General features: G+C 36.2%; 10 protein-coding genes, 1 tRNA gene, 2 other RNA genes and 1 pseudogene. 5 read left to right on the top strand and 9 right to left on the bottom strand.

Annotated elements, in window-relative coordinates:
* The first annotated feature begins 135 nt into the window (after nt 1-135).
* Nucleotides 136-1,629, top strand: coding sequence for an APC family permease (locus tag ACGH6P_RS09300; protein WP_411597331.1), 1,494 nt, complete (start codon nt 136-138; stop codon nt 1,627-1,629).
* Between the two features lie 36 nt (nt 1,630-1,665).
* Here the strand turns inward: ACGH6P_RS09300 and rimL are convergent, their stop codons facing one another.
* From rimL to ACGH6P_RS09280, 4 genes are all read right to left on the bottom strand, one after another.
* Complete coding sequence (gene rimL / locus ACGH6P_RS09295) at nt 1,666-2,217, bottom strand: 50S ribosomal protein L7/L12-serine acetyltransferase (RefSeq protein ID WP_411597330.1); 552 nt, start codon at nt 2,215-2,217, stop codon at nt 1,666-1,668.
* Nucleotides 2,218-2,329: 112 nt separating this feature from the next.
* Complete coding sequence (locus ACGH6P_RS09290) at nt 2,330-3,694, bottom strand: PTS ascorbate transporter subunit IIC (protein ID WP_267360875.1); 1,365 nt, start codon at nt 3,692-3,694, stop codon at nt 2,330-2,332.
* A gap of 21 nt (nt 3,695-3,715) precedes the next feature.
* Complete coding sequence (locus ACGH6P_RS09285; protein WP_065558381.1) at nt 3,716-3,988, bottom strand: PTS sugar transporter subunit IIB; 273 nt, start codon at nt 3,986-3,988, stop codon at nt 3,716-3,718.
* 32 nt (nt 3,989-4,020) lie between these two features.
* The gene (locus ACGH6P_RS09280; RefSeq protein ID WP_065558380.1) at nt 4,021-4,464 is read right to left on the bottom strand and encodes a PTS sugar transporter subunit IIA; all 444 of its coding nucleotides are present in this window, start codon (nt 4,462-4,464) and stop codon (nt 4,021-4,023) included.
* A 320-nt stretch (nt 4,465-4,784) separates the two neighbouring features.
* Here ACGH6P_RS09280 and ACGH6P_RS09275 point away from each other — a divergent pair, with 320 nt between their 5' ends.
* Nucleotides 4,785-5,816: a LacI family DNA-binding transcriptional regulator gene (locus ACGH6P_RS09275; protein ID WP_267350074.1), complete on the top strand. Its 1,032-nt coding sequence runs from the start codon at nt 4,785-4,787 to the stop codon at nt 5,814-5,816.
* A gap of 110 nt (nt 5,817-5,926) precedes the next feature.
* Here ACGH6P_RS09275 and ACGH6P_RS09270 read toward each other — a convergent pair.
* From ACGH6P_RS09270 to tgt, 4 genes are all read right to left on the bottom strand, one after another.
* Nucleotides 5,927-6,051: non-coding RNA, RtT sRNA (locus ACGH6P_RS09270), on the bottom strand.
* 39 nt (nt 6,052-6,090) lie between these two features.
* A non-coding RNA gene (locus ACGH6P_RS09265) (RtT sRNA) lies at nt 6,091-6,215 on the bottom strand.
* Between the two features lie 41 nt (nt 6,216-6,256).
* Nucleotides 6,257-6,333, bottom strand: a tRNA-Pro gene (locus ACGH6P_RS09260).
* A 72-nt stretch (nt 6,334-6,405) separates the two neighbouring features.
* Nucleotides 6,406-7,542: a tRNA guanosine(34) transglycosylase Tgt gene (gene tgt, locus ACGH6P_RS09255; protein ID WP_267350072.1), complete on the bottom strand. Its 1,137-nt coding sequence runs from the start codon at nt 7,540-7,542 to the stop codon at nt 6,406-6,408.
* Between the two features lie 180 nt (nt 7,543-7,722).
* On the opposite strand from tgt, the gene ACGH6P_RS09250 reads away from it, so the two are divergent.
* Nucleotides 7,723-8,364, top strand: coding sequence for a M48 family metalloprotease (locus ACGH6P_RS09250; protein ID WP_411597329.1), 642 nt, complete (start codon nt 7,723-7,725; stop codon nt 8,362-8,364).
* 74 nt (nt 8,365-8,438) lie between these two features.
* Here the strand turns inward: ACGH6P_RS09250 and queA are convergent, their stop codons facing one another.
* On the bottom strand, nt 8,439-9,473 hold the full coding sequence (queA, locus tag ACGH6P_RS09245) for a tRNA preQ1(34) S-adenosylmethionine ribosyltransferase-isomerase QueA (protein WP_411597328.1): 1,035 nt from the start codon (nt 9,471-9,473) through the stop codon (nt 8,439-8,441).
* Nucleotides 9,474-9,629: 156 nt separating this feature from the next.
* Between queA and ACGH6P_RS09240 the strand changes: the two genes are divergently transcribed.
* Entirely contained in the window at nt 9,630-10,382 is a 753-nt protein-coding gene (locus ACGH6P_RS09240; protein WP_411597327.1) for a M48 family metallopeptidase, read from the top strand.
* 1,113 nt (nt 10,383-11,495) lie between these two features.
* A pseudogene (locus ACGH6P_RS09235) lies at nt 11,496-13,231 on the top strand (hypothetical protein); the annotation flags it as partial.

The following is a 13,231-nucleotide window of genomic DNA, read 5'->3' as shown; positions in this document are numbered from 1 at the left end:
GGATGAAAATCCCATTCTTTGTATGAATTTAATTCTTTTCAGATAGTTAACAGTATTCTTTCTTGAATTTTATTCATAAACTTCTATTATAAATAAATTTTCCTTAATATAGATTATTACTCAAAGAGGACGTTTATGTCAGATCACAATTTAGAAAATAAATTGCGGAAAGATCTTGGTCTAGTTTCTGCATTATCACTGGTTGTCGGAATGGTTTTAGGAGCAGGGGCTTTTATGAAACCACCCGCAGTGTTAGAAGTCGCTGGTGATTATAATTATGCATTACTAGCGTGGATAATAGGCGGTATTTTTTCTATTTGTGGTGGACTAACATTGTGTGAATTAGGGGTAATGTTTCCTAAAACTGGTGGCATGTTAGTTTATTTAGAAAAAATTTATGGCGCGAAAGTATCTCACCTTTATGGTTGGATGATCACTGTTCTTTTTGCGCCATCATTAGTTGGGGCACTTGTTGGCTATTTTAGCTCAGTTTTTTGCTTATTATTTAATATTGATGAAGCTTATCGAATGGCGGTTAGTGCAGGTGTGTTAGGTTTTATTGCCTTGATTAATGCAATAGGGGTTAAAGAGGCAGGCTATTTACAAACCTTTGCAACGATTTGTAAATTAATTCCGATCCTTTTATTAGCTATCTTTGGTCTTTGGAAAGGTAATGGACAAGTCGCCTTACTTGGTGCAAGTGGACAAGGCATTGAAACCTATGCACCTTTCGCTGTTGCCATTCTTGCGACACTGTTTGCTTATGACGGTTGGGCGCAAGTCGCCTCGGTAGCTGGTGAAATCCGAAATCCTTCAAAAGTTTTACCTAAAGCAATCATTCTGGGAATCCTATTCTTAATTATTGTCTATGCCTGTATAAACATTGCACTATTTAAAATATTTCCGGTACAGGAAATGGTATCACTAAAACATGATGCCTCAGCTATTGCTTCACAACGCATGTTTGGGGAATTCGGTGGAAACTTGGTTGCCGTTGGTATTATGGTCTCAATTCTGGGCGGCATTAATGGCTATATCATGACGTTATCACGAACTATTTTTAGTATGGCTGAGCGAGGTACGATTATTGGGGCACGTTTTTTAAGTACGATTGATGAGGATAGTCGTTCCCCAGTTAATGCTATTATTGTCTTAGTTATTTTTTCATTCTTGTATTCGATATTGCTGGATGCTGATCGGTTATCAGAAATTTCAATGTTTGCGATTTGGGTATTTTATCTACTGACTTTTATTGGTGTGATTATTGCCAGAAAAAAATATGCTGAAGTGCCTAGACCTTACAAAGTTATTGGATACCCTATTATTCCTATTGTGGCTATAAGCGGGGCTGCTTATGTTATTTATGGTATGTTGATTTATCAAACTGTAAATGGGATTGCTTCAATCTTTTTAACCTTGATTGGCTTACCAGTATACTACTATTATCATAAAAAGCATCAAAACAAAGAGCTTTCGCTTGGTGAAATGAAAAAATATCATAACAAAACACAATACTCTATTGCATATGCTTCATTAATTATCATTGTCGGATTAATTGCATATGGTTATATCGTGAGTTCAGGACTTGCTTTTAAAGTTTTGATGTTATTTAATCAATTCATAAAATAAACTGGCTATTGCCAGTTTATTTTTATGACAAGTAGCTTAAATATAATTTGAAATTAAACTATAGATATTTTGATCATAAAACGCATCATTAAGATATTCGGCTTGTTTGAGTGTTCCTTCATAATCAAAACCACAACGCTTAGCGACTTGGTTACTTTTTAAATTAGTGACGGAACATTTAATGACAAAGCGTTTAATGCGTTTCTTCGCAGCATAATAATGTGTGAGTGCTTGGATAGCTTGCGTCATCACTCCTCTTCCTTGTGCTTTGCTATCTAACCAATAACCAAGATAGGCTGTTTTATTATTTTTATCGATATAATTAAAGGAAAGTAACCCGACTGGTAGGTTATTATGTAAAATTACATAGGTTTTAGTTTGATCACGCTGATGTTTGACAAAACAATCTGCTAAAAAATTAGCTGTATCTGACTCGCATTTGACAAATTTTGGCCATGCCATAAATTGACTAAAGAAGACACGATTTGAATCAATAATGTGGTATAACGCTTTGGCATAATCAGTTGTTGCAGGACTAAGATAGATATGTTCAGTGACATGAATTTTATCTTGTTGGTTATCATTCATTCTTTATTCTCTTAAAAACATAACAGTTTAATGACCTTTTTTATGAAATTGCCAGACTGTGTAGTCTGGCAATTTTGATGGATTTTAATGGATACAAAACAATAAATGTTTATTATTTGCTCTGACTCTCGCTTTTTGGTTTAGCCACATAGTTATACACAACTAATAAAGCAAAAATAGCAACAATAATCATCATAATAACATCTTTATTTAACCATTTTGCCATATTACCAAGTAAAATACCTACACCGCAAAAATCGACATCAGAAAACGTGGTATTGGCAAAACCTAGTGATCCTAATACAGGCAATAATACCACAGGTAAAAATGTTACTAACAAACCATTAGCAAATGCGCCAAGCATTGCCCCACGGCGTCCGCCCATTGCATTACCAAATACCCCTGCAGTTGCACCACAGAAGAAATGTGGAACCACACCCGGTAAAATGAGTACCGCGTTAAGTTGACCTAAAACAAATAATCCAACTAATCCACCCAAAAAGCTAAATAAAAAGCCAATCAATACCGCATTGGGTGCATAAGGAAATACGACGGGGCAATCTAAAGCAGGTTTGGCGTTAGGGACTAATTTTTCTGAAAATCCTGTAAATGCGGGGACAATTTCGGCAAGAATTAGACGTACACCTTGCAATATGATAAAGACACCTGCTGCAAAAGTGATCGCCTCAATAATGGCATAAACTAAATAATTATCACCATGACTAAGATTGTTTTCAACATAATCTGAACCGGCAAATACGGCTAAAATTAGATAGATAATCATCATGGTTAACGAGATCGAAATTGAGCTGTCACGTAAAAAGCTTAAGTTTTTTGGTAAGTTCATCTCTTCGGTAGAACGAGACCCTTTGCCAACTGCCTTTCCAAGCCAACCAGCTAAAACATAACCTAGCGTACCAAAGTGACCGAATGCGACGTCATCGTTACCGGTAATTTTTCGCATTTGTGGTTGTGCTAAAGCAGGGAAAAACGCCATAATTAACCCTAAAACCAGTGCGCCGGTGAAGACTAATTGCCAACCTTGAAACCCTGAGACGGTTAGAATAATACTAATCATACAAGCCATATAAAAAGTATGATGACCGGTTAGAAAGATGAATTTTAATCGCGTAAATCGAGCAACAACAATATTGGCAATCATACCAAACGCCATAATTAATGCCGTTGCTGTGCCATACTCATTTAATGCCATGGATACAATAGCTTCATTATTAGGAACGATTCCTTGAAGTTTAAACGCCTGTTCAAACATGATACCTAATGGTGTAATTGCGCTAATAAGTACTGTTGCACCACCACCTAATACCAAAAAGCCTAAAATAGTCTTAATGGTTCCTTTTACCGTATCGGCAAATGATTTACGTTGAGCTAATAATCCTACCATTGCGATTAAGCCAACAAGCACCGCAGGTACTTTTAGGATATCAACAATAAATTTTACTATTTCCTGAATCATAGTAACTCCTTAACGATTTGCTCAGTTCTTGGCAAAATGCTCAACAAGTTTTTGTTCTAAATCGTTGATATCAATAATATTATTTAACACCACTAATTTATCGGCAGGAATCCCAGAACTGGTGGCTAAATCTTTTGTCATGACAAACAGATCGGCTTGATCGGGTGTTGCTGAAGCTAAATCAGCATGTGTAACTTCTGCATCAATATTTAATTTTTTTAGGACTTTTTTGATATTCATTTCAACCATAAAACTACTACCAAGACCTGAACCACAAACTGCCATAATTTTCATATTGTTTATCCTTTTACTCATTTCTATTTAATTTAATATTGATCAATCACAGCCAAGATTTCATCACGATGTTGTGCTTTAAAAATGGTCTGCATATCGTTTGATTCACCGAAGAGTGTTGCTAATTGCGTTAACATTTCAATGTGACTGGTGCTATCATTGGCCGCTAATAAAGTCACTAAATAAACAGGGTCATTATCTTCTGAATTGAATTTAACGCCTTGCTTGACCAATAACATTGACAATCCTAATTGATTTACACCCTGTTCAGGTCTGGCATGTGGCATAGCAATACCGGGTGCCAAAACGTAGTAAGGTCCTATTGATTCGTGTAACTGAAAAATAGCATCCACGTAATTTTGTGAAATAGCATTATTTTTTAATAATGGTGTTGCACAAAGTTGTATCGCTTCTTTCCAGTCTTTAACCGAATCAATAATATTGACTGTTTGGTTGGTTAACCATTTACCTAACATTTTTCCTCCATTAAAACCGATATAAAGTTAATATCTTTTAAAAAATTAACATACTGCACAATAATAGAAATTAAAAAATAGTAGAAATGTGATAGCGCTATCAAAGTTAAAATAAAATTTCTCTGTTTTGTGATACAGATAACATTTTTAATGAATGGATAACTCATATTTTTTAGAGTGTTAATATTATATCGATAATCATGATTAAAAAACAGCTTGAACAATCTGCACTTGATTGCTAGCCATGAAAAAATTTAGTTCATTATTCTTTGGGCAAACAGCCAGATAAATAAAAGGGTTAACGTTAATTGAGATAAAACATGCAGGATATAAAAAAGCGTAAGAGTACTGGGCAGATCACTTTGTTTGATGTCGCGAAACATGCTGGTGTCGGGGCTATGACGGTATCAAGAGCTTTACGGACACCTGAGCAAGTTTCGGATAAGCTCCGTCAAAAAATTCAATTGGCGATTACGACATTGGGTTATAAACCCAATGTCGCAGCAAGCTTACTGGCTTCAGCATCGGCGATTAAAGTTATCGCGGTAATTACTTCTAAAATATATGATCATACAGCAAAAATTTTACTTAATACTTTGCAAACTCACTTAGCAAAAGAAGGTTATACGACATTAATTATCGAATTGTGCCATTATTACAAATGCGAATCGCAATTAGTTAATACGTTAAGCAGTTATCAGCTTGAAGCAATTTTGTTATTTCATGTTGAAGATGAAGGGTTAATTCAACAAATCACCAATTACAAAACAATACCGATTATGAATATTGGCAAGCAATATGAAGACTTAATAGATTTAAATGTTGAAATAAATGATTGTTTAGCTATGTATACGCTTACCGAGTATGCGATTAAAAAGGGTTATCACCATATTGGTTTACTATGTGCTAATCAACAGAATCATTTTTTTCAACAGCGTTTACATGGTTGGCATAAAGCAATGTTAACTTATCATTTACCCAATCATAGAGTAATTAATGCAGCTAAACCTGCTAACTTTAGTACGGGTTCCGATTTGCTCTCCGATATATTACTCAACTGGCCTGAACTTGACGCTTTAATATGTACGACTGATGAATTAGCGTGTGGTGTGCTTTATGAATGTCAACGTCGGCACATTCGTGTCCCTTATCAATTAGCAGTAAGTGGATTTGGTAATAATGAATTTAGTGAAGTAAGCTTTCCACCATTAACGACTGTCGCATTACCTTCCAAACAGATTGGAGAATATACGGCGACTTTAATATTACATAAATTAAATAACAAAACGGATTTGAGTGAACCTATATTATCCCAATTAGAGCCAGTGATTCAAGCGCGAGTGAGTTTATAGTTGATCGTATTATATGTTAGATAAAAGAGAGAAAATAATGAGATAAATTTTATTCTCAAAATTCAGAAACAAAAAAAGCCTGCTTAGAAAAGTAGGCTTTTTTTTGACATTGGTCGGCGAGAGAGGATGACTCGCATTTCATGCTCGCCCTTCGGGTCGTTGCTAAAGCAACGTTATCTCGCTACGCTCGGCTCGAACCTCCGTCGGTTCTCATCCTTTATACTGAAGCGAATAACAAAAAAGCCTACTCATTGAGCAGGCTTTTTTTTGAAATTGGTCGGCGAGAGAGGATGACTCGCATTTTATGCTCGCCCTTCGGGTCGTTGCTAAAGCAACGTTGTCTCGCTACGCTCGGCTCGAACCTCTGTCGGTTCTCATCCTCTTAACTGAAGCGAATAATAAAAAAGCCTACTCAATGAGCAGGCTTCTTTATATAAAATTGGTCGGCGAGAGAGGATTCGAACCTCCGACCCACTGGTCCCAAACCAGTTGCGCTACCAAGCTGCGCTACTCGCCGTTAGGATGCGCATAATACTGCGCTAACCTCGATGTGTCAAGAGTTTCCCCTAAAAATTATGATGATAATTTTTTATTTTGTGAAAGGGGCAGGTGTTTTGCCAATACGTTGATAAAATTCGGTAACAAATTCTTCATAACGTTTGTTAGCAACCGCTTCTCGAATCTCTGCCATTAAACGTTGATAATAGCGTAAATTGTGAATAGTGTTGAGTCGAGCACCTAAAATTTCACCACATTTATCTAAATGATGAAGATAAGATTTTGTGTAATTTTTACAGGTATAACAATCACACTCAGGATCAAGTGGTGTTGTGTCATCTTTATATTTGGCATTTCGAATCTTAATAACGCCGTTGGTTACAAAAAGATGTCCATTACGAGCATTTCGGGTTGGCATGACACAGTCAAACATGTCGATACCACGACGTACGCCTTCAACTAAATCTTCAGGTTTGCCAACGCCCATTAGATAACGCGGTTTATCAGCCGGTAATTGAGGGCAAGTGCCTTCTAAGATACGATGCATATCCGCTTTGGGTTCACCAACGGCTAATCCACCCACAGCATATCCGTCAAAGCCTATTTCGGTTAATCCTTTAATGGATATGTCACGTAATTCTTGATGTATACCACCTTGAACTATACCGAATAATGCATTCTTATTACCAAGTTCATCAAAACGTTGACGGCTTCGTTTTGCCCAGCGTAATGACATTTCCATCGATTTTTTGACATAGTCCCACTCCGCAGGAAAAGGCGCACATTCATCAAAAATCATCACAATATCAGAACCAAGGTCGTATTGAATTTCCATTGAAATTTCAGGCGATAAAAAGATTGAATCGCCATTAATTGGATTACGAAAATAAACGCCTTCTTCTTTAATTTTACGAATATCACCTAAACTAAAAACTTGAAACCCACCAGAATCGGTTAAAATAGGGCCATGCCATTGCATAAAATCATGTAAATCACCATGTTTACGCATAATCTCTTGTCCGGGTCGTAACCATAGATGAAAGGTATTACCTAATAAGATTTGGGCTCCAGTTGCGGAGACTTCTTCAGGTGTCATCCCTTTTACAGTACCATAAGTACCAACAGGCATAAATGCAGGTGTTTCAACGGTGTATTCGACGCCACGGCGATCGAATTTCATACGTCCTCGACGAGCAAGTCCGTCTGTATTGTCTAATTCAAATTTCATGTCTTGTTAACCTCGTGCGACCAAATAAACAGTTTGGCGCAAATTATTGATATAATACGTCGTCGTATTACTAAATTTCGGCGCCTAGTTTATCGTGATCACTTACAATAGACAACATTTGGAGAGATTTTAAAAATTTTGAGATACATTATTCTATCATTGTCATTTTTAATTTTATTCATGATAACAGGTTGTCAAAGCCAACATAATAAACCGCAATTTATTCTTTCTTCTAAACAAATTGTCGCGTTATCTGAGCAGGATATCCTAAAATTTAACGAACAAGTTTGTCGTGATGAAGATAAGCAATCTATTGTGTTAGCTCATGATCATGTGATGAGTCAACGACTTCATCGTCTTATTCAATATCTGCCTAACACGATTAATCATCTTCAATTAAATTATAAAGTTTATCTCAATACAAAGCCTAATGCTTGGTCATCAGCAAATGGTTGTATACGCTTAAACAGCGGATTGATTAAACTGTTAACCGATGATGAGCTATTGGCGGTAATTGCTCATGAACAAGGACACATTGCGCTAAAACATGCGATACACTCATTCCAACATGCCCCTTATATTGAAATTTATGATAAAGCGAATAAAACAGTTGTAATGATAAGAAACGAGACCGCTCAGCAAAATGAAATTGATGCCGATAATTATGCGATCGAGATGTTACGTAAACAAAAATTAAACTCTGCCGCACTGATTAGCATGCTGATGAAAATGCCGGTACATAATGATGTCGATTTAACATCGCATCCTGCAATATCAACACGAATTAATCATATTTCACAAAAACTGAAGAATATTAAGTAATAATGTTTTCTTCGTTTGCCAATCAATGGGTAAATGGTTACTACTTCGATTGGCAAATTTTAAAAACTCACCAATTAAATTTGTTTACCAGTAATAAACATCGCATCACCATAGCTAAAAAAACGATATTTTTCGTTAACGGCTTGTTGATAAGCATTCATTGTATTTTCATAACCAGCAAAGGCTGAAACTAACATAATTAATGTCGATTCGGGTAAATGAAAATTTGTGATTAATGCATCGATCACATTAAACTGGTAGCCGGGATAAATAAAAATCTGAGTGTCGGCAAAAAAAGGCGCAATAGTGCCTGTTTTTTGGGCGGCACTTTCAAGTGCTCTAACCGATGTTGTGCCCACGGCGATAACTTTATTACCACGAGCTTTACAAGCTAACACTGCCTCAACAACTGTTTCGGGGACTTCTGCATACTCGGCATGCATTATATGCGATTCAATATTTTCAACTCTTACGGGCTGAAATGTACCTGCACCAACATGCAAAGTAACAAAAGCCATTTCAACGCCTTTATCTTTCAATTTTTTTAATAGAGGTTCATCAAAATGGAGCCCCGCAGTAGGTGCAGCAACTGCACCGGGCACTTTACTGTAAACAGTTTGATAAACTTCACGGTCTTGTTCATCATCAGGGCGATCAATATAAGGAGGTAAAGGAATATGACCAATTTTATTTAAAATAGTCAATACATCATCAGGAAATTGAAGTTCAAATAAAGCATCATGTCTCGCCACCATAATCACCTTAATTGAATCATCATCTCCTAATAAAAGTTCGGTACCTTCTTTAGGTGATTTTGATGCTTTTATATGGGCAAGGGCACGATTATCATTCAAAATTCGTTCAACTAAAATTTCAATTTTTCCTCCCGAAACTTTTTTACCAAATAAACGGGCAGGAATAACTTTAGTATTATTAAAAACAAGTAAATCACCGGGATTAATTTTATTGATAATATCGGTGAAAACTCCGTGTTCAATCTTTCCTGTATGACCATTTAAAGATAAAAGTCGACAGTCACTTCTTGTTTGAGAAGGGTGCTTTGCAATAAGTTCTTTGGGAAGTAAAAAATTAAAGTCGGATAGTTTCATAATAGCTATGTCTGAAAAAAATAGGCATTAGTCTAAATCTCATAATACCAGTAAGCAAGTAATTATTTATTGCTTATTATTAAAGTTAGTTTAAAATTTTCGCTGCCTAGCTAAGGTTAGGAATAAAGTAATTATATTTAAAATAAGGAAAACAAAATGAAAAATCTTAAAAATACATTATCTATTGCTCTACCTTTGGTTGCAGCAATATCATTAGTCGGTTGTAACAGTATAGATAATATGACTGATCTTGGTATGCGTGGTATTCAAGCAGCAACACTTAGTGACGATGAAATAAAAACATTAAGCGCTAATGCATGTGCTCAAATGGATTCAAAAGCAAAAATTGCGTCTGCCAACAGTGCTTATACTAAACGATTGAATAAAATTGCCAAAACACTCGGCTATAACTTAAATGGAACACCTATTACATATAAAGTATATCTAAATAAAGATATCAATGCATGGGCAATGGCTAACGGTTGTGTCCGTGTTTATAGTGGTTTAATGGATAACATGAATGACAATGAAATTCAGGGTGTTTTAGGGCATGAATTAGGTCATGTTGCTTTAGGGCACACTAAAAAAGCAATGCAAGTTGCTTATGCTACCGAGATAGCGCGTGATGCTGTTGCTTCATCTGGGAACGCGGCGGTAACTGCGCTATCAAAATCTAAATTAGGAGCTTTAGCCACCGCTGTGGTTAACTCTCAATTTTCACAAAAACAAGAAAAAGACGCTGATAACTACTCTTTTGACTTCTTAATTAAGAAAAACATTAATCCAGTAGGGCTTGCAACGAGTTTTGAAAAACTTGGTGGTGGTAATGCTGACTTATTAAGTAGTCATCCTTCTTCATCAGATCGTGCGGCTAATATCCGTAAAAAGATTGCCAGATTGAAAAAATAATATCGAGTCAATAATTGAGTCAAAAGCACCTAATTTGTTGGTGCTTTTTGTTTTTATGTAAATTGAAATTTCAAGACGGATTCAATAATATTAATCAATAGACATCCAGAAGATATACTTCATTTCTTTACCTATCATCTCGCATTTACAAACTACTTATTTTTACTATTTAGTCATGTCATTACAGGATTATTGTAAATAACTATCTATTTATCAGATTGTTAAAATAATTTAATGCTTCTTTTCATACTTCACTAAGCAAAATTAAAAATAGTTATACTTAAATCAATAGGTTTTATTGATTTTAATTGTTTAAATTGATCGTTTTTTACGATCAATGTATAATTGTGAAAATATTTGAAAATTATCTGTAAAAAACGCTTGTTTTGTTAATTTTTCTGATCATTAAAAACGAATAGAGATGAAATGAATTTGCAACATTTAAAAATTTTTACTCATCCGAAAGTTTGGTTGTAATTGAATTCTTTATCTTAATTTATTAAATGGATTTGTATCAGTAATGCATTAATTGAAAACAATTTTTTTTGATTTTTTTAAAATTTTGCTGATTAATTTACAAAGTTAAATATCCAATAGTGTCTAATCAAGATCAATAAGCAAAATTATGTAATTAAATATTGATATTGTTATTAATTAGCATATGTTTTTTTAATTTTAAAAGTAATGAGTACATGTTTTTATACGTAATTAATCTTAATAAAAATAGTTATATGCGGTAATGATAGTTTTTTGCGATCATGTTGTTATGTATTGATCGTTTTTTGTGATCAATATATAATTGCGAAAATATTTGAAAAAAATATGTAAAAAAATTTTTGTTTTGTTAAATTGCCCGCTTCTCAAAAAATCGTTTTGAATCAAGGGATAAGAAGTTTATGTTCAAAATTTATCATTTTTGCTAGCCCAAAAATTGAGTAATAAGTTGAACTATTGTTTCATTAATTAGGTGTTTTTCTTTTAAAAAAACAATTGATTATAAATTATTGTTTTGATTGGTCAGCAGAATAACAATTTAGTCAATAAAACCTAATAAATAAATTTAATTATAAAAAAATAAAGCAATTGACCTTAAAAAGAAAGGAAATAAAGTAGATGAAAAAACATAACTGGACCCGGCATTTACCTTGTCTGGGGATAAGTGCTGCTTTTTTACTCGGCTCAAATGGTGTTTATGCCGGTGCGGATAACGTGCCCAAATTGAACATTATCCGGGATGAGTTTAATGCAGAAGAAAAGCTTAACTTAAGTATCTATAATCCCAAGCTTAAGCTGACCTCGCAAGGGCTGTTTACCTCACCAATGGGATTTTATGTCTATACTAACTACCCCTCAAAAATAGCGGAATATCAGATTACGGTTTACCGTCAATCAGACTTAGATAACCAATATCCCTTAAAGACGTTCCGTTTTAGTGATATCAGTCCGGATGAGGCCGTATTATGGAGCGGGGAAACGGATAATGGTGAGCCGTTATCAATTGACAGCGAGTATAAAGCGATTTTAAGCACGACCGGTTATGCAGGCCAAAAAGATACCGTCTATGCAGTGCCATTTAAAACCTTAGGTTACGGCAGTGCACAAATCGACAATCCATTCACCGCCTACCGCAAAACGACCCCCACGTCGAATTTATTATTTGGCCAATTAAAATCAGACAGCACCATACCGGGCTTTGGTGAAAGCCGAATAAACCATCAGGGCATCGTCACCAGTGCTCAAGACCGTAAAGTGGTCATTCAAATGGCGGGGCTGGAAGATAAAAAAGCAGTGATGCTTAATGGTGAACGCTTAGTGGTGGACGACAATGGTCGAGCCATGCGCGAGATAATTTTATCCCCGGGTGAGTATCAGTTTGATTTAAGCTGGCAGGATGAGCAGGGTCAGACTCACACACAGCAGGAAAAGCTGGTGGTGGAGCAGGAAGATGACCTTTTCTATGTGGGCATAGTGGATGTGACGTATGCGCAAAATAATGTCAGTGGCGACGGACAATCCATACTGGAAGAGGCAGACAGTCATCACTACAGCGGCAAAGGGAGCTGGGATGGACGGGTTGCTTTTTACTTAAAAGCGAACAAAGGTGATTATCGCATTACCGCCCATTTAGACACAACGGAAACCCGGCTGAAAAATGCGTTCGGTCATTTAGGTGAAAAAGACCCGACCCGTTTTATCCGTGAAATCGACCCGCAAGCTTACTACCCTACTCACGGTGATGGTTCGACCACTGAGCGGGATGTGGATACGGAAGGGAAGTTTTATCTCAAAATAGAGAAAGGGAAAAGTTACGGGTTATGGGGTAACTATAACACGCAGATTACCGGCAATGAGTTTGCTAACTTTAACCGCAGTTTATACGGTGCGCAATTGTCTCATGAAAGTGAAGGTGTGACCGGATATGGTGATACCCGCACGTACGGGACGGTGTTTTTATCGAACGGTGAAACACGGGGCAGTCATGTTGAGTTAGCCTCGACCGGTGGTAGTTTGTATTTTTTAAAACATCAGCGTATTACCGAAGGGAGTTTAAAGCTGTCGATGGAGGTACGTGACCGTAATACGGGTCGGGTACTGAGTACCGGGACGTTGACGGAAGGTGTGGACTATGAAGTCAATCAGTTTCAGGGTCGGGTACTTTTAACCAAGCCACTGCCGATGACGGCACAGGGTGAGACGGGGAGCTCGATAATTGAAGGCGGTAATCTGTTAGGGGGTAACCCGGTCTGGATTATTGCGGAGTATGAATATTACTCAGATGGTTTTGACTTTAACAGCGAAAAAGTATTTGGTGGTCGTGCTTATCACTGGTTAAACGACCATGTTCGAAT

Source organism: Gilliamella sp. CG25, assembly GCF_046635705.1.
Taxonomy (GTDB): Bacteria; Pseudomonadota; Gammaproteobacteria; order Enterobacterales; family Orbaceae; genus Gilliamella; species Gilliamella apicola_I.
The sequence above is the reverse complement of the archived record's forward strand: the minus strand, read 5'-3'. Positions and strand labels throughout refer to the sequence as shown.

Coding starts and splice junctions, on each gene's coding strand:
- ACGH6P_RS09290 (WP_267360875.1), bottom strand. CDS start 3,694: ATGATTCAGGAAATAGTAAAATTTATTGTTGATATCCTAAAAGTACCT.
- queA (WP_411597328.1), bottom strand. CDS start 9,473: ATGAAACTATCCGACTTTAATTTTTTACTTCCCAAAGAACTTATTGCA.
- ACGH6P_RS09300 (WP_411597331.1), top strand. CDS start 136: ATGTCAGATCACAATTTAGAAAATAAATTGCGGAAAGATCTTGGTCTA.
- ACGH6P_RS09240 (WP_411597327.1), top strand. CDS start 9,630: ATGAAAAATCTTAAAAATACATTATCTATTGCTCTACCTTTGGTTGCA.
- rimL (WP_411597330.1), bottom strand. CDS start 2,217: ATGAATGATAACCAACAAGATAAAATTCATGTCACTGAACATATCTAT.
- ACGH6P_RS09280 (WP_065558380.1), bottom strand. CDS start 4,464: ATGTTAGGTAAATGGTTAACCAACCAAACAGTCAATATTATTGATTCG.
- ACGH6P_RS09275 (WP_267350074.1), top strand. CDS start 4,785: ATGCAGGATATAAAAAAGCGTAAGAGTACTGGGCAGATCACTTTGTTT.
- tgt (WP_267350072.1), bottom strand. CDS start 7,542: ATGAAATTTGAATTAGACAATACAGACGGACTTGCTCGTCGAGGACGT.
- ACGH6P_RS09285 (WP_065558381.1), bottom strand. CDS start 3,988: ATGAAAATTATGGCAGTTTGTGGTTCAGGTCTTGGTAGTAGTTTTATG.
- ACGH6P_RS09250 (WP_411597329.1), top strand. CDS start 7,723: ATGATAACAGGTTGTCAAAGCCAACATAATAAACCGCAATTTATTCTT.